Origin of the sequence: Streptomyces sp. NPDC058326 (genome assembly GCF_042879855.1) — a bacterium.
Lineage (GTDB): Bacteria > Actinomycetota > Actinomycetes > Streptomycetales > Streptomycetaceae > Streptomyces.
The window spans coordinates 1-16,456 of the sequence record NZ_JBHVZO010000004.1 but is presented as its reverse complement, the minus strand read 5'-3'; the positions used below and the strand labels follow the sequence as shown (position 1 = coordinate 16,456).

The window sequence follows — 16,456 nt, the reverse complement described above, 5'->3', positions numbered from 1 at the left end:
TCACGCCTTACTCGGCGAGGACCGCTTCCGCGTCGAGGGTGACGCCGACCGCCTGGATCACCGCGGCGATCTTCACGGCCTCCTGGATCGTCGCGCGGTCGACACCGGCCTGGCGCAGGACCTGCTCGTGCGAGTCCAGGCACTGGCCGCAGCCGTTGATCGCGGAGACGGCCAGCGACCACAGCTCGAAGTCGACCTTCTCGACGCCCGGGTTGCCGATGACGTTCATCCGCAGACCGGCGCGCAGCGTCCCGTACTCGGGGTCCGACAGCAGGTGCCGGGTCCGGTAGAAGACGTTGTTCATCGCCATGATCGCGGCGGCGGACTTGGCGGCCTGGTACGCCTCGGGCTTCAGGTTGGCCTGGGCCTCGGGCTCCAGCTCCTTGAGGACCTTCGGCGAGCGCGAGGCGATCGCGCAGGCGAGGACGGTGCCCCAGAGCTGCTGCTGCGGCAGCTCGCTGTTGCCGATGACCGAACCGAGGTTCAGCTTCAGGTCCTTGGCGAAGTCCGGTATGGCGGACTTGAGTTCGTCGAGAGCCATGTCAGATCACTCGCCCGCGAGGAGGGCGCCGGCGTCGAGGGTGCCCTCGCCCTTGTTCCAGTTGCACGGGCACAGCTCGTCGGTCTGCAGGGCGTCGAGGACCCGCAGGACCTCCTTGGGGTTACGGCCGACGGAGCCGGCGGTCACCATGGTGAACTGGATCTCGTTGTTCGGGTCCACGATGAAGACGGCACGCTGGGCGAAGCCGTCCTCGCCCTCGACGCCGCAGTCGCGCATGAGCTCGTGCTTCGAGTCGGCCAGCATCGGGAAGGGCAGGTCACGCAGGTCGGCGTGGTCCTTGCGCCAGGCGTGGTGCACGAACTCGGAGTCGCCGGAGACGCCGAGGATCTGGGCGTCGCGGTCCGCGAACTCGTCGTTGAGCTTGCCGAAGGCGGCGATCTCGGTGGGGCAGACGAAGGTGAAGTCCTTCGGCCAGAAGAACACCACGCGCCACTTGCCCTCGTAGGACTTGTGGTCGATCTGCTCGAACTCCTTGCCGCTCTCCAGCGACACGCAGGCGGTCAGGTCGTAAGCGGGGAACTTGTCACCGACAGTGAGCACGCGCTCTCCTTGCAAACAGGAAGGGTCCCTTTTGGGGGCTTCCGTGGGGGTTGGACGAGATCACAGCATGGCACGGAGTGCATTGATCAGTGAAATAGCTAGAGTGGGTCGTGTTGATCGAAGGTGGTTATCAGTGGCATCCCCATACAGCTCCCCGCACGGCCCCTCCCGAGGCAAACAGCCGAGCCTCTCGCAGCTCAGGGCGTTCGCGGCGGTCGCCGAGCATCTGCACTTCCGCGACGCGGCGGCCGCCATCGGCATGAGCCAGCCCGCACTCTCGGGCGCGGTTTCGACTCTCGAAGAGGCACTCGGTGTCCAGCTCCTTGAGCGTACGACGAGAAAGGTGCTGCTCTCGCCCGCGGGGGAGCGGCTCGCGGTGCGCGCCCGTGCGGTCCTCGACGCGGTCGCGGAGCTGATGGAGGAGGCGGAGGCGGCCCAGGCGCCGTTCACCGGGGTGCTGCGGCTCGGCGTGATCCCGACCGTCGCGCCCTATCTGCTGCCGACGGTCCTGCGCCTGGTCCACCGGCGCTACCCGGACCTCGACCTCCAGGTCCACGAGGAGCAGACCTCCTCGCTCCTGGAGGGGCTCGCGGCCGGGCGGCTCGACCTGCTGCTGCTCGCCGTCCCGCTCGGCGTGCCCGGCATCACCGAACTCCCGCTCTTCGACGAGGACTTCGTCCTGGTCACCCCGCAGGGGCATCCGCTGGCCGGACGGCACGACATCCCGCGCGAGGCGCTCAGGGAGCAGCGGCTGCTCCTCCTCGACGAGGGGCACTGCCTGCGCGACCAGGCCCTGGACATCTGCCGCGAGGCCGGGCGCACGGACGGTGCCGAGGTCACCACCACCGCCGCGGGGCTCGCCACCCTGGTCCAGCTGGTGGCCGGCGGACTCGGGGTGACGCTGCTGCCGCGTACCGCCGTCACCGTCGAGACCGCCCGTAACGACGCCCTGTGGACCGGGCTCTTCGCCGGACCCGCCCCGGCCCGGCGGATCGCCCTCGCGATGCGGACGGGCGCGGCCCGGCACGCCGAGTTCGAGCAACTCGCCGAGGCCCTGCGGGAGGCCATGAGGGAACTTCCCGTACGGTTGCTGGACGCGACGGCGGGTTCCTGAGCCGCGCGTACGGCGGCGGGCGGTCGCCGGGACCCGGGTGCCGTACGCGGGAAGGGGGCGGCGGCTCCTGAGACCCCCCGGCCCCAGGAACCGCCGCCCCCTCCCTCGTACACGCGCCCGGAGGGTTACTCCGTGCGCAGGCCGTCCGCGCGCATGAGCCGCCACAGGACCGGCATGCTCAGCAGCGTCACGGCCGCGATCAGCGCGAGCCCGATCCCGACGACGGGCAGGAAGACCCACCAGTCGGTGACCGGCTGCCCGCCCATCCTGAGGAGGACCACCCCGAGGCCGAGCCCGCCCGCCACGGCGAGGACGAGCCCGAGGGCGATCGGCACCGCCGTCTGCCACAGCACCGACCAGCCGAGGGTGGAGCGCCGGGTGCCGAAGGCGACGAGGGAGGAGAGCAGCCGCTTGCGGTCCCTGAGCTGCTCCAGGGTCGCCACCAGGAGCGAGGCCGCCACCAGGAGCATCGTCAGGGTGGAGCCGACCAGGATGCCGGTGCGGACGCTGGAGAACGCCGCGTCCCGCTCGGTCTCCTTCAGGTCGCGGACCCAGGACGTCGGGTCGATGGCAGCCGCCGTGTTCCGTACGTTGTCGGCGGCGTCCGGCACCGCCGGGTCGAGCCGGACCATGGCCTGCGCGTCGGGCTCGTCGAGCCGCGCGGCGTCGATCGCCGACGGGGTCGCGAGGACACCGTACTGGTACATGCCCGTCGGGTCGGGGCGGGAGTCCACGATCCGGGCGGTGGCCGGGAGGCGCCACTGCGGCAGCGGAGTGCCCTCGGGGCGCTTCGGCTCGCTCGGGTGCGGATGCGGGTCGCGCAGGGCGACCGTGGCGCCGGGCCGCGCGACCACGGTGACCCGGGCGTCGTCCGGGTTGCCCTGAGCGCCGTGCGCGAGGAAGACGAACACGTCGCCGTCCTCGCAGGAGGGCAGGATGGCGAACTCCGCGAGGGAGGCGCAGTCGCCGACCCTGAGCGAGGCCATCGGGGCGAACTCCTCGCCCTCCTTGAGGGGCCCGGGCCGCCACACGTGCGACTCGATGATGCCGATCACCCCGCTGACGCCCTCGGTCCGCTCGAAGCGGTCGATCATCCCGCGGGCCTCGTCCGCGGTCCTGGCATCGGTGCCGAACGCGATCTGGGCGCGGGACGCGTCCTCGCCCGTGGCCTGCGTGAAGTCGTGCTCCATCGTCTGGAAGAGCATCTGCAGGGCGATCGCCCCCGTCGCCGCGACGACGATGCCGCTGACGGCGCGGGCCGCGGTGCCGCTGCTCAGCTGGAGCCTGCGGACGGCGAGCTGCCAGGCCACCGGGCCTCCGCGCAGCCGCTTCACACATGCCTCCACCAGCCATGGCAGGAGTGTGGTGAGGCCGATCAGGGCGAGGGTGGTCCCTGTCGCGACGCCCACGGTGTCGATGCTGGTGTCGGTCACCTGGACGTCGCCCATGAGCGGGACGAGGAGGGCCACGCCGGCCGCGACGAGCAGGATCCGCCACCACAGCCGGCGGCGGCGCGGAGTCGAGGTCCTGACGACACCGAGCGGTTCGATCACCACTCCGCGCAGCGCGAAGAGGGTGACCACGACGGAGGAGACCGGGACCGTGACGAGGACGAGCACGGCGAGCACGGGCATCGGTGCCACGTCGGAGGGATAGGCGTTGACGTCCCAGACGGTGAAGGTGCCGGCGAACTCCCGGGCCGCCGCGAAGAGTCCGATGCCCACGAGCAGGCCGAGCAGCGCGCCCGCGAGGGACTCGCCGGCCGCGATCCGCCGGGTCATGGCGGTGTCGGCGCCGACGAGCCGGAGCGCGGCGAGCCGCCGGTCACGCTGCTCGCCGCCGAAGCGGACGGCGGTCGCGATGAAGACGAGCACCGGGAGGAGCAGGACGACACAGGCGACGACGACGAGGAGGATCAGGAACGCGTTCATCGGTTCCTCGGGCACGGACCAGCCGTACCGCGTGCCGCGCCCGTCGAAGTTCTCGGGGTCGAGGAAGTCGACGTGGGCGACGTACCGCAGCTCGGCCGGCCCGATGAGTCCGGCCTCGCCGATCGTGCCGACGGTCCTGTAGGGGATCCGCTCCTTGAGCAGCGCGCCCTCGGGGGAGTCGAGCAGTGCGGCGAGCGCGGGGGAGACCAGCATCTCGCCGGTCCCGGGGAACGCCGTGGCGCCCGGCGGGACCGGGGGTGCGTCGCCCTCGGGGCGCAGCAGCAGTCCGCTGATGACGTCGTCCCGGTAGACGGTGTTCCGGCCGAGGTGGAGAAAGGAGTCGGGCCGGGGGGAGGTGACCTGCGCACTGCCGTCGACGGCCCGGACCGCCTCCCGTACCTCCCGCTGGAAGAGCATGTTCGGGAAGGAGGAGGCGAGCAGCAGCAGGGCCACGCCGAAGCCGACGCCGGTCGCGGTCAGCAGGGTGCGGAGGAGGCCCGAGCGGCCGCCGGCCACCGCGAACCGGGCACCGAGCATCAGGTCGCGGGACCAGGTGCGGAGCGTCATGCGGCCCACTCCGCGTCCCGTACGGCCCCGTCGCGTACGACGATCTCGCGGTCGGAGTAGGCGGCGACCCGGGCCTCGTGGGTGACGAGGACGACGGCGGCGCCGGTGTCCCGTGAGGCGTCGGTGAGCAGCCGCATGACCCGTTCGCCGTTGAGGGAGTCGAGGGCGCCGGTCGGTTCGTCGGCGAAGATCACGCGGGGTGCGGTGACGAGCGCCCGGGCGACGGCGACGCGCTGGCCCTGGCCGCCGGATATCTCGCCGGGGCGCTTGCCCGCGGTGTCGTCGACCTCCAGGCGGGCCAGCCACTCGACGGCCCTGGCCTCCGCGGCCTTCCGCCTCTCGCCGTTGAGGCGGAGCGGGAGGGCCACGTTCTCCACGCAGGTCAGCTCGGGGACGAGCTGGCCGAACTGGAAGACGAAGCCGAAGTCGGTACGGCGCAGGGAGCTGCGCGCGGTGTCGGAGAGCGCGGTGAGTTCGCGTCCGTCGTAGGTGATGGTGCCCGCGTCGGGGCGCACGATTCCGGCCAGGCAGTGCAGCAGGGTCGACTTGCCGGAGCCGGAGGGGCCCATGACGGCGACGACCTCGCCGGCCCGGAGCGAGAAGGAGGCGCCCGCGAGGGCCGGGGTCGATCCATAGGTCTTGTCGAGGCCGGTGGCCCGGAGGAGGGGTGTGGAGCTCATCGGTGGATCTCCTCGGCGAGCCGGTCGAGCCGGGCGGCGGTGAGTTCCAGCCAGCGCAGGTCCGCCTCCAGGTGGAAGAGGGCGTGGTCGCAGATGAGCTGGTCGGCGAGGTCGCCGTCCTTCTTGCGCCGGGTGAGTTCGCGCATCAGTCGCAGGTGCTCGGCGCGCTGGGTGTCGAGGAGCTCGGCGGCGCCGCGGCCGGTGAGCAGGGCCAGGACGACTTTGGTGTAGAGCGTGGACTGGAGGTACGGCTCCGGCTTCTCGGGGGTGGCGAGCCACTGGGCGACATCGGTGATGCCGGCGTCCGTGATGGCGTACCGCTTCCGCTCCGGGCCGCCGCCCGCCTCGATGCCGTCGACGACGACGAGGCCGTTCTTCAGGAGCCTGGACATGGTCGAGTAGACCTGGCCGTAGTGCAGCGGCCGGTCGTGGCCGAATTTCTCGTCGAAGGCGCGCTTGAGGTCGTAGCCGTGGCGCGGGCCGGACTCCAGGAGTCCCAGGAGGGTGTGACCGATGGACATGGGCGTCACTGTACATGGTGTGTATACGCGCGATGTATAGCGGCGCTCCGCAAAGTGGAGGCCCCGCTTCACGCAACCATCCGGCCCGCCGGAGCGTCGGTTCCTCTGGGCATGGGTGCTGATTCTCACGTCCGTAAAAGGCGTGATCGGTTGTCCTTTGTCCGCATCGTCGGTGTTAGCTGGCTAGCTGAGCCGACCCGGCGCGGGCGGGACACGGACCGGGCGCGCCAGGACACACGACGAGCGGAGCGACACGACACATGGGCCGACCGGACACGGGCAAGGCGAGGAAACGCGGCCTGCGCCGCCTCTTCTCCTGGAAGAAGCTCCTGGGCACGTTCTTCGTGTGCTGCCTGCTCGCCATGGGCGCCCTGTACGTCGTCTACCTCATGGTCCCGGTGCCGACGGCCAACGCCGAGGCGACCATGCAGAGCAACATCTACAAGTACTCCAACGGCAAGATCCTCGCCCGCACCGGCGAGATCAACCGCGAGATCGTCGGCCTGGAGAAGATCCCCGAGAAGGTCCAGAAGGCGTTCGTCGCCGCGGAGAACAAGACCTTCTACGAGGACAACGGCGTCGACATCAAGGGCATCACCCGCGCCGCCTGGTCCACCGTCACCGGCAAGGGCAAGCAGGGTGGTTCGACCATCACCCAGCAGTACGTCAAGAACTACTACCTGAGCCAGGACCAGACCGCGACGCGCAAGCTCAAGGAACTGGTCATCGCCATCAAGGTCGACCAGCAGGACGAGAAGAGCGACATCCTCGCCGGCTACATGAACACCAGCTACTACGGACGCAGCGCCTACGGCATCCAGGCCGCCGCCCGCTCGTACTACGGCGTCGACGCCACCCGGCTCACCACCGCCCAGGGTGCCTACCTCGCCTCGCTGCTCCAGGCGCCCAACCAGTACGACTGGTCCTCCGCGAGCACCACCGGCCGCAAGCTCGTCGAGGAGCGCTGGAACTACGTCCTCGACAACATGGTCGGCGAGGGCTGGCTCGCCGCGGACGAGCGCGCCGCCATGAAGTTCCCCGTGCCGCAGAAGCCCAAGCCGCTCCCCGGCATGGAGGGCCAGACCGGCTACATCGTCGAGGCCGCCAACCAGGAGCTGATGCGCCAGGGCGTCAGCGAGGAGGACATCAAGGCCGGCGGCTGGACGATCACCCTCAACATCGACGAGAAGAAGCAGAAGGACCTCGTCAAGGCCGTCGACCGGCAGCTGGAGGCCAAGCTCGACCGCGAGGGCGACAAGAAGGACGCCGTCGTCCAGGCCGGCGCCACCTCCGTCGACCCGAAGACCGGCGCGGTCGTCGCCCTGTACGGCGGCGTCGGCGCCACCCAGCACTGGACGTCCAACGCGACCCGCCGCGACTACCAGCCCGCCTCCACCTTCAAGCCGGTCGTCCTCGCCGCCGCCCTCGACGCCGGGGCGAAGACCCAGGACGGGCGCGAGATAGGACTCGGCACGATCTACGACGGCACGAGCAAGCGGAAGGTCGTCGGCAGCGACATCGCCTTCGCGCCGGAGAACCTGAACAACCGCAGCTACGGCCCCGTCACCGTCCAGAAGGCCACCGACAGCTCCATCAACTCGGTCTACGCCCAGATGATCGTCGACGTCGGCGAGGCCGACACCAAGAAGACCGCCCTCGCTCTCGGCATGAAGGACGGCCCGGGCTTCGGCGAGACCCCCGCCATGTCCCTCGGCACGATGGGCGCCTCCACCTTCGACATGGCCGGCGTGTACGCCACGCTCGACAACCACGGCAAGAAGGTCACCCCGACCCTCGTGAAGGCCGCCGCGCACAAGGACCGCGTGCACGAGCCCCTGAACGCGATCGGCGAGCAGGTCATCAGCCGCGAGGCCGCCGACACCGTCACCAAGGCCATGCAGGGCGTCGTCCAGAACGGTTCCGGCTTCCGGGCCGCCGGTGACTACGCGGCCGCCGGCAAGACCGGCACCTCCGAGAACAACCGTTCCGTCTGGTTCGTGGGCTACACCCCCGAACTCGTCACCGCCGTCGGCATCTTCGGCGAGGACACCAAGGGCAACCAGGTCACCCTCACCGACACCGTCAACCCCGGCCGCGCCGAAGGCGGCCGTACGCCGGCCCGGATCTGGGGCGACTACACCACCGGCGCCCTCGACGGCGGCTCCGACGCCTCCTTCGACCTGGAGACCGGCAGCTGGGCCTCCACCGAGCCGGACCCCGGGCCGACCCGGACCACCGAGGCGCCCGAGGAGCCGACCGAGGAGCCGACCACGAAGTCCCCGGATCCGACGCCGCCGCCGACCACGACGTCCACCACGCCGCCGGAGCCGACGCGGGACCCGGTCACCACGCCGCCCGTGCCCACCGGGAAGCCGAAACCGAAGCCGACCGACACCGGCGAACCCTCCCCGCCGCCGTCGATCGAGCCGCCGGACGCGGGTACCGAACCCGAGGGCGGGCTCACCACCCGCCCGGCGCGGTAGCGACACGACGGACCGACGCGGTAGCGACACGACGAAGGCCGGACCCCTCAGGAGGGGTCCGGCCTTCGTCACTGCCGGGTACGCGCGGGCCCGGGCACGTCCACAGGGGTGACAGGCTCCTGCGCGTCCGCCGGACGGTCAGCCCGGGGTGTCCGGCTTTTGTGCCTCCGCTTTTGTGCCTCCGCCGGACGGTCAGTCCGGGGTGTCCGGCCTTGGCGCGTCCGCCGGGACGGTCAGCCTGGGGTGGCCAGCTCGAACCAGACCACCTTGCCGCCCGAGAGCCGGGTCGCCCCCCACCGCCGTGCCAGCCGGTTCACCAGGAAGAGACCGCGCCCGCCCTCGTCGGTGTCACGCGCCCGCCGCTGCCGGGGCAGCTGGGGCGAGTCGTCGCCGACCTCGCAGCGCAGCACGTCCGTCCGCAGCAGCCGCAGCGTCACGGGACGCTCCGCGTACCGCACGGCATTCGTCACGACCTCGCTGATCAGCAGCTCCACCGAGTCCGTCAGCTCCTCCAGGTCCCACCGGGCGAGCGCCCGCCGGGCGAGGCGCCGGGCCCGCCCCGGGGCCGCGTCCTCCGGCTCCAGGAACCAGTACGCCACGTCGCTCGGCGCGATCCCGTCGAACCGCGCCGCGAGCAGTGCGATGTCGTCGTCCCGGTCGCCGGGCCCCAGCATGTCGAGGACGTCGTCGCAGAGCGCCTCCAGGGGCGGCGAATGGTCGGGGCCCGTGAGCTGCGCCGTCGCCGCGAGGCGCTCCCGCAGCTGCTCGATGCCCGTCCACACGTCACGCAGCCGGGACTCGACCAGGCCGTCCGTGTACAGCAGCAGCGTGGCACCGGCGGGCGCGTCCAGCTCGACCGCCTCGAAGTCCACCCCGCCGACCCCGATCGGCGCGCCCGGCGGTACGCGCAGCACCTCGGCGCGGCCGCCGAGGTGGAGCAGTATCGGCGGCGGATGGCCCGCGTTGGCCACGGTGATCCGGTGCGAGACCGGGTCGTACACCGCGTACATGCAGGTCGCCATCCGGTTCTCGCCGAGCCGCTGCGCCTGCTCGTCCAGATGGTGCAGGACCTCCTGCGGCGGCAGGTCGAGGCCGGCCAGGGTCTGCGTGGTGGTGCGCAGCTGGCCCATGATCGCGGCCGAGGTCATGGAGTGGCCCATCACGTCGCCGACGACCAGGGCGACCCGGCTGCCGGGCAGCGGGATCGCGTCGTACCAGTCACCGCCCACCCGGGCCGTCTCGGCGGCCGGCAGATAACGCGAGGCGAGCTTGACCCCGGTCGGCTGTGGCAGCGAGTCCGGCAGCATCGTCCGCTGGAGCTCGTCCGCGATGTACGCCTCACGCCCGTAGAGCACGGCCTTGTCGATGCCGAGCGCGGTGTGCGTGGCCAACTGCGCCGCGACGAGCAGGTCGTTCGGTTCGAAACCGGCCCGCTCGGGGCGGCGCAGGAACACGGCCGCGCCGATCACCCGGCGCCGGCCGCGCAAGGGGGCGAGGACCGCCCGCAGTCCGCCGGGCAGCGGATGCTCGGGGCCGAGCAGCTCGGTCAGCGCCGTCTTCGCGGCGGCGGAGTCGCCGAACACCGGGCGCACCCCGCGGAGCACCTCGGCGAGCGCACCACCGGACCGCACCTCGCAGAGCTCGGCCGCGGGCGTCGGATCCGGATCGGGTACGAGGAGGAGCTCCTCGCCCTCCAGATCGCTTAACCGGAGCCGGTCGGTGCGGCGCAGGCGCAGGACGAACGGCGCCGCCGGGCGCTCGTCGCCCACCGGCAGCGGGTCGCGCAGATAGACCAGGATCTCGTCGGAGAACGTCGGCACGGTGGCCCGGCACAGGCCGAGCACGATCTCGTCCAGGTCGATGCCGCGCGCGATGCGCCGGGTCGCCGCCCCGACGAACCGCAGCCGCTCGCCCTCGCGCCGCGCCGTGGTGTCCCCGCCACGGACGCCGCCCGGGTGCTGCGCGGACACGGCGACGGCGATGGTGCCGGGCGCGCCCGGGGGCGCCGCCGGCCCGCCACCGGTGAGGGGCGCGTCCGCACCGGGGGCCGCCGGTCCGCCCGCCTGGGCGGGCAGGTCGGAGGGCAGGCCGGCCGCCGCCTCCTGGCGAGGGCGCGCGTGTTCCTGCGGCCGGGCAGCCAGGGGCTGCCGGCCTTCGTGGGAGGTGGGATGCTCCGTCACGCGTGGGATTCCGTCCGTCCGGGCCGGTGGTGCGATGCACTCGCTCTTCTCGCCGATGCCGCGCCTTCGGCGGGGATAAACCCCTTGTGTACGGCGGATGTGGTGGCTCCGCGGATCGCGGCAACGGCAGGGGTGGGAACACCCGGGCAGACGTCCGGCACTGCTCTCCCCCTCGTGGATGACTTCTGGTCAGGTCCTGCGCTGTGCTCGGTCTTTGACGTGTGGTCCGGTCCGTCTGACGTGCCGTTCGGTCCGCCTCTTCCGTGCGGAGGACGATCCTACGTTTGAACCCCGGGGGCGCATCAAGGGTCTCACGGTGCCGTGTGCGCCGGAGTGCGGTCCCAGTCGGCCGGCAGCTCCGGAACCCGCCATGCCGGATCAGGCCGCCAGTCCTCCCAGCCGTCCGCGAACGGCGCCCCCCACGCCCTGATCCGCTCCACCGCCCGCTGACCTGCCTCGCGGACCCGCGCGGCCTGCTCGGGGCTCATCAGGCCGGACCGCTGGGCCTGCGCGAACTCGTCCTCGTCCCGCCACAGCCAGCTGCGGTCGGGATAGACGGAGATGTCGAGGAAATGGTCCTCGGAGTCGAGGCCGCCGGACCACCGGACGCGCGGCTCCTCCAGGTTCACGTACCAGCTGCGGAAGCGCCAGCCGCGCTCCCAGAAAAGCCACACCGACCACGGGTCGCCGGGCCGGGCCAGCTTCAGCACCCCGCTGCCGAACCACCGCGCGCGTTCCGTGGTGCGCGCGGCGGTGTAGCGGGTGGCGAGCGGCTCCTCGTGCACGGGTGTGCCGTCGGCGAGCACCGGGCGTACGCACTCGGTGCCGGGCGCCATCCAGACCGCGAGCAGCTCGGGCGTGTCCTGCACGACCGTCACCGGCCGGCAGATGTGCACGGCTCCGGTGCCGTTGCCGCGGTAGCGCCAGAGGATGTGATCCCCGGGCGCCCAGTGCTGGGAGCCGACCGATCCTGTCATGCGCAGATCTTAGGGGCGCGCTCCCACCGCCGCTGCGGTACAGATCACGGATGAGTCAGCTACCGGCCGGTCATATGAGGGGCGGGTCCGGGCGCCCTAGGGGCGCGTCATCCGCAGCACGTCGAGCGCCTCGTCCAGCTGCTCGACCGTGAGGTCGCCGCGCTCCACGTAACCGGACTCGATGACCACCTCGCGAATGGTCTTCCGCTCGGCGAGGGACCTCTTCGCCACCTTCGCGGCCTCCTCGTAGCCGATGTACTTGTTCAGCGGGGTGACCACGGACGGCGACGACTCGGCGTACTCGCGGGCCCGTTCGACGTTGGCGGTGATCCCGTCCACCGTGCGGTCGGCGAGCAGCCGGGAGGCGTTGGCGAGGAGGCGTACCGACTCCAGGAGGTTCTTCGCCATCACCGGCAGCATGACGTTGAGCTCGAAGTTCCCGGCCGCGCCCGCCACCGCCACCGTGGTGTCGTTTCCGGTCACCTGCGCGGCGACCATGAGGACCGCCTCGGGGATCACCGGGTTGACTTTGCCCGGCATGATCGACGAGCCGGGCTGGAGGTCGGGCAGGTTGATCTCGGCGAGGCCCGTGCGGGGTCCGCTGGCCATCCAGCGCAGGTCGTTGGCGATCTTGGTGAGGGAGACGGCGACCGTACGGAGCTGCCCGGACGTCTCCACCAGGGCGTCCCGGGCGCCCTGCGCCTCGAAGTGGTCACGGGCCTCGGTCAGCGGCAGTCCGGTCGCGCGGGCGACCTCCGCGATGACGGCCGCCGAGAAGCCGGCCGGGGTGTTGATGCCGGTGCCGACCGCCGTACCGCCGAGGGGGAGTTCGGCGAGCCGGGGGAGCGCGGCCCGCAACCGCTCGACGCCGTACCTGACCTGGGCCGCGTACCCGCCGAACTCCTGGCCGAGGGTCACCGGGGTGGCGTCCATCAGGTGCGTGCGGCCGGACTTCACCACCGTCGCGAATTCGGCCGATTTTCGCTCCAGGGACGCGGCCAGGTGATCGAGGGCGGGGATCAGATCGCGGGCGACGGCGGCGGTGGCCGCGATGTGGATGGAGGACGGGAAGACGTCGTTGGAGGACTGCGAGGCGTTCACATGGTCGTTGGGGTGGACCTCGCGGCCCTCGGGGAGCCGCTCGGTGGCCAGGGTGGCGATCACCTCGTTGGTGTTCATGTTGGACGAGGTGCCGGATCCGGTCTGGAAGACGTCCACCGGGAAGTGCTCGTCCCACCGCCCCTCGGCGACCTCCCCCGCCGCCGAGGCGATGGCCTCCGCGCGGTCCCGGTCGATCACCCCGAGCTCCGCGTTGACCTGGGCGGCGGCGGCCTTGATCCGGGCGAGGGCCTCGATGTGGGCGCGCTCGAGGCGCTGGCCCGAGACCGGGAAGTTCTCCACCGCCCGCTGCGTCTGGGCCCGCCACTTGGCGTGCGCGGGAACCCGCACCTCGCCCATGGAGTCGTGCTCGGTCCGGTAGTCCTCGGTGCCGCTGGTGTCGTTCATTTCCTCAGTCTCCTGCGCGGTGCCCATCGGGGCGACGCCCCAACCCCCCGAAAAAGATGAGCACTTGTCTTGTTCGATGTATTCCCAACCCGCGTACCGACCAGTAAAAACCGTGGGTAACCCCACTTCCAGGAGGCGCAATGAGGCGCACCAGGTACAGACTCCGCTGGCCCATCGCCGCCGTCACCGCGGCCGCCGCCGCACTCGGCACGATGACCGCCGCCGCCCCGGCCGGCGCCACCGCCACCGGCACGACGGCGGTCACGGCCGCCGTACCGCTCCCGCCCGAGCTCGAGGCGATCCGGGCCGCCGAGGCCACGAAGATCTACGGCAGCCCCGAGGAGCGCCCGCTCGCCCAGCGCAAGACCGGCCTGATCTCGCTCGGCGACAGCGAGATCTCCGGCGAGGGAGTCGGCAGCTACGAGCCCCCCACCAACGGCCCCACCAACTGGTGCCACCGCTCGCCCGACGCCGCCATCCACCGGACCGGCATCCCCGCGGACCTCACCTTCAACGTCTCGTGCTCCGGCGCGTACTCCGGCAACATCCGGATCGGCGGCTCGAAGCAGTACGCCGACGAACTCGTCCAGAGCGACAACCTGGCCGTCAAGGCGCGCAACACCCGCATCAAGATGGTCCTGCTCGTCGCCGGAGCCAACGACGACCTGCAGTTCGGGCCCGTGATGACGGACTGCGTCACGCGGTACCTGACCCTCCAGGGCCCCTGCGAGCCGAAGTACGCCCCCGGCTGGCAGGCCCGCGTCGACGCGCTCGTCCCCAAGGTCGAGCAGACCGTGCGCGACCTCAAGAGCGTCATGCGCGACGCCGGATACGCCGACGGCGACTACAAGCTCGTCCTGATGGGCTACCCCAGCCCCATCGGCCCCGACTTCCACGACAACCCCGACTTCCCCGGCAAGCTGGCCTGCGGCGGACTCGGCTACGACTCCGACACCGTCTGGGGCCGCAACACCGCCGTCCCCGCCTTCGAACGCGGGATGCGCGCGGCCGCCGCCTCCACCGGATCCGTCTACCTCGACAACTCGCGGCTCTTCCACGGCCACGAGGTCTGCATGGAGGACCCCTGGGCCCGCGGCCTCTACATCGACCTCTCCAAGCCCGGCACCCCGGACGAGAACTCGGTGCGGCAGTCCTTCCACCCCAACGCGCGCGGCCACGCCGCCTTCGCGTCCTGCCTGACCCAGCTCTACGGCTCCGGTGCGCGTGAGGCCAGTTGCGCCGACGTCAACTCCACCGGGAAGCCCACGCTCTTCCCGGTCGCCTGGGACGACGTGTACAAGCCGCTCAAGAACGCGGCGACCGGCAACTGCCTCGACGTGGACAGCGCCCAGAGCGCCAACGGCACCCGGGTCTTCGGCTGGGACTGCCACGGCGGCCGCAACCAGACCTGGTGGTACGACTCCGCCCGGCAGACCGTCCACACCGGGCTCACCCAGGACCGCTGCCTCGACGTGCCCAGCACCTCGAACGCGGCGGGCACGGCGCTCATCCTCTGGAACTGCCACGGCGGCGCCAACCAGAAGTTCGTCCGCGACGGCGCCACGATCCGGCCCGCCGCCGCCACCGCCCTCTGCCTCACGCAGAGCGCGGCCAAGCAGCAGATCCGGCTCCAGAACTGCGACGGCTCGGCGAACCAGAAGTTCGTGTAGGCCCGTCCCGGCGGGGAAAGCCGTGGCCGCCGTCCGACCCGGACGGCGGCCACGGTCCTGCTCGGCGTGAACCGGACGCGTCACGGAGTCCGGGTCAATCAGGCGCGCCTCAGAGGACCTTGAGCGTCGAGCGGGCCAGCTCGTACGCCGGGAGCATCGCCCGGTACTCCTCGCTGTCGAGCCCGGCGACGTGCAGGATCACCGTCCCCTTCGGAGTCGCGACGGCGAAGGCCCGCTCCTCCTTCGACTCGTCCAACAGCTCGCTGTGGACCGTGTACGTCACCTCGGTGACCGGCAGCGCGCCGGTCACGGTCTCCTTGTAGACGGCCTTCGAGGCGTCCTTCTCACCCTTCACGAAGCCTTCGAGGGCGGGCCGGGCGGGCCCCTTCCCGGCCGCCGTCCACACCCGCAGATAACCGATGTGCCCGGCCGGCTTGGCGTCCACCTCGCAGCGCACCACGGCCGGCCCCTGCCGCGTGAGCACCGCGAACTCCGGGTCCTCGGGGTTCTTGATCGCCTCCGCCTCCCACTTCTCCGCCAGCGCGAAGGAGACGGGCAGTGCGCACGCCGTCCCCGGCCCGCCGACGGTCACCCGCGAAGCCGCCGCAGCCGCGGGTGCGGCCGTGGCCGCCGGTGCGGACGTGGCCGGCGCCGCCGACGGCCGCGGGCCCTGCGTCACCTCGGGCAGCGGCTCGGGGGCGCCGCAGCCGGTCAGCAGCAGCCCCGCCGCCAGCGCGGCGGTGAGCGGGGCCGGGGTCCGTATCGGGTGTCTCATGCGCGTCAGCGTAGCCGCGGCCCGGTCCCACGCAGGACGGGCGGAGCGGGGGCGGGCGCCGGACAATGTGAAGCGGGCGAGAGACCCCCGGGGGGAGATCCCGACCACAGGAGGCAGGACATGTTCCGCAGCTTCAGGAGGATCGGTGCCCTCGGCGCGTGCGCGGCCGCGGCCGTCGCCTTCACCGCCGCCGCCCCGGTCCACGCCGCTCCCCAGGCGGAGGACCTGGCATTCACCCTCTACGCCAAGGAGGTCCCCGGCGAACAGACCGACGAGAGCGCCCCGGCGCCCGAGGTCGGGGACTCCTTCGCCTTCGCCGACGACCTGTACAGGACCAAGGGCGGCGAGAAGGCCGGCCGGGACGGCGTGAGCTGCACCGTGGCGCGCACCGGGAACCCCGGTGACCTGCAGTGCGTGGGCACGTTCGTGCTGACCGGCGGTCCGCGCGGACAGATCGCCGGTCAGACCCTCCTCTCGGTCGACCCGGCGGACCAGTCGCCCGCCGCCTTCGACATCGCCGTCACCGGCGGAACCGGTGACTTCAAGGACGTGCGCGGCACCATCCGTTCGACCCCGGACGGGGACTACTCACGGCTGGAGTTCCGCCTCACCCCCTAGGCCGTGTCCGTAAAGTTGGTGGCTCGTTGCTCTGTTCGTGGTGCGTCGACATGAACTGACGGATGAGTCGTGGGCGTTGATCGCTCCGTTGCTGGCGCCGGGCCGGATGGGCAGGCCTGTGCGGGACCGGCGCCAGGTCGTCAACGGGATCTTGTGGAAGCTGTCCACCGGTGCCGCGTGGCGTGACCTGCCCGAGCGATACGGACCATGGAAGACGGTCTACGAACGCTTCCGGCGCTGGTCCGCCGACGGCACCTGGGACCGGCTCCTGGCCCACGTCCAACAGCACTCCGACGCCGTCGGGACCGTGGACTGGTCCATCGTCTGCGTGG

At 71.7% G+C, this 16,456-nt stretch carries 14 protein-coding genes; 5 read left to right on the top strand and 9 right to left on the bottom strand.

Annotated features, from left to right (window positions below):
* Positions 1 to 7: 7 nt before the first annotated feature.
* Positions 8 to 541: an alkyl hydroperoxide reductase gene (locus tag ACFVYX_RS08665; protein ID WP_073809246.1), complete on the bottom strand. Its 534-nt coding sequence runs from the start codon at positions 539 to 541 to the stop codon at positions 8 to 10.
* Between the two features lie 6 nt (positions 542 to 547).
* A complete protein-coding gene (locus ACFVYX_RS08660) occupies positions 548 to 1,102 on the bottom strand; it encodes a peroxiredoxin (RefSeq protein WP_389680624.1) in 555 nt (184 codons plus the stop codon).
* A gap of 133 nt (positions 1,103 to 1,235) precedes the next feature.
* Between ACFVYX_RS08660 and ACFVYX_RS08655 the strand changes: the two genes are divergently transcribed.
* Complete coding sequence (locus ACFVYX_RS08655; RefSeq protein WP_389680623.1) at positions 1,236 to 2,216, top strand: hydrogen peroxide-inducible genes activator; 981 nt, start codon at positions 1,236 to 1,238, stop codon at positions 2,214 to 2,216.
* A 125-nt stretch (positions 2,217 to 2,341) separates the two neighbouring features.
* Here the strand turns inward: ACFVYX_RS08655 and ACFVYX_RS08650 are convergent, their stop codons facing one another.
* The 3 genes from ACFVYX_RS08650 to ACFVYX_RS08640 are packed head-to-tail and all read right to left on the bottom strand — an operon-like array spanning position 2,342 to position 5,915.
* The gene (locus ACFVYX_RS08650; RefSeq protein WP_389680622.1) at positions 2,342 to 4,714 is read right to left on the bottom strand and encodes an FtsX-like permease family protein; all 2,373 of its coding nucleotides are present in this window, start codon (positions 4,712 to 4,714) and stop codon (positions 2,342 to 2,344) included.
* Complete coding sequence (locus tag ACFVYX_RS08645; RefSeq protein ID WP_389680621.1) at positions 4,711 to 5,394, bottom strand: ABC transporter ATP-binding protein; 684 nt, start codon at positions 5,392 to 5,394, stop codon at positions 4,711 to 4,713. Before ACFVYX_RS08645 ends, ACFVYX_RS08650 begins: the two co-directional genes overlap by 4 nt.
* Entirely contained in the window at positions 5,391 to 5,915 is a 525-nt protein-coding gene (locus tag ACFVYX_RS08640) for a PadR family transcriptional regulator (protein ID WP_389680620.1), read from the bottom strand. The genes ACFVYX_RS08645 and ACFVYX_RS08640 overlap by 4 nt, the downstream gene beginning before the upstream one ends.
* A 260-nt stretch (positions 5,916 to 6,175) precedes the next feature.
* Between ACFVYX_RS08640 and ACFVYX_RS08635 the strand changes: the two genes are divergently transcribed.
* Entirely contained in the window at positions 6,176 to 8,398 is a 2,223-nt protein-coding gene (locus ACFVYX_RS08635; protein ID WP_389680619.1) for a transglycosylase domain-containing protein, read from the top strand.
* Between the two features lie 233 nt (positions 8,399 to 8,631).
* Here the strand turns inward: ACFVYX_RS08635 and ACFVYX_RS08630 are convergent, their stop codons facing one another.
* From ACFVYX_RS08630 to ACFVYX_RS08620, 3 genes are all read right to left on the bottom strand, one after another.
* Complete coding sequence (locus ACFVYX_RS08630) at positions 8,632 to 10,578, bottom strand: SpoIIE family protein phosphatase (protein WP_389680618.1); 1,947 nt, start codon at positions 10,576 to 10,578, stop codon at positions 8,632 to 8,634.
* A gap of 311 nt (positions 10,579 to 10,889) precedes the next feature.
* The gene (locus ACFVYX_RS08625) at positions 10,890 to 11,555 is read right to left on the bottom strand and encodes a DUF402 domain-containing protein (RefSeq protein WP_389680617.1); all 666 of its coding nucleotides are present in this window, start codon (positions 11,553 to 11,555) and stop codon (positions 10,890 to 10,892) included.
* Positions 11,556 to 11,651: 96 nt separating this feature from the next.
* Entirely contained in the window at positions 11,652 to 13,061 is a 1,410-nt protein-coding gene (locus tag ACFVYX_RS08620; RefSeq protein ID WP_389680616.1) for a class II fumarate hydratase, read from the bottom strand.
* A 140-nt stretch (positions 13,062 to 13,201) separates the two neighbouring features.
* Between ACFVYX_RS08620 and ACFVYX_RS08615 the strand changes: the two genes are divergently transcribed.
* Entirely contained in the window at positions 13,202 to 14,731 is a 1,530-nt protein-coding gene (locus tag ACFVYX_RS08615; protein WP_389680615.1) for a ricin-type beta-trefoil lectin domain protein, read from the top strand.
* Between the two features lie 109 nt (positions 14,732 to 14,840).
* On the opposite strand, the gene ACFVYX_RS08610 is transcribed toward ACFVYX_RS08615, so the two are convergent.
* Positions 14,841 to 15,506 (bottom strand): lipoprotein, encoded by a 666-nt coding sequence (locus ACFVYX_RS08610; RefSeq protein ID WP_389680614.1) that lies wholly within the window; start codon positions 15,504 to 15,506, stop codon positions 14,841 to 14,843.
* Positions 15,507 to 15,626: 120 nt separating this feature from the next.
* Between ACFVYX_RS08610 and ACFVYX_RS08605 the strand changes: the two genes are divergently transcribed.
* Positions 15,627 to 16,124 carry a hypothetical protein gene (locus ACFVYX_RS08605; protein ID WP_389680613.1) on the top strand — a complete coding sequence of 166 codons (498 nt, stop codon included), beginning with the start codon at positions 15,627 to 15,629 and terminating at the stop codon, positions 16,122 to 16,124.
* A 37-nt stretch (positions 16,125 to 16,161) separates the two neighbouring features.
* Positions 16,162 to 16,456: IS5 family transposase (locus ACFVYX_RS08600; RefSeq protein WP_389680612.1), on the top strand; the 295-nt coding region annotated here is incomplete at its 3' end.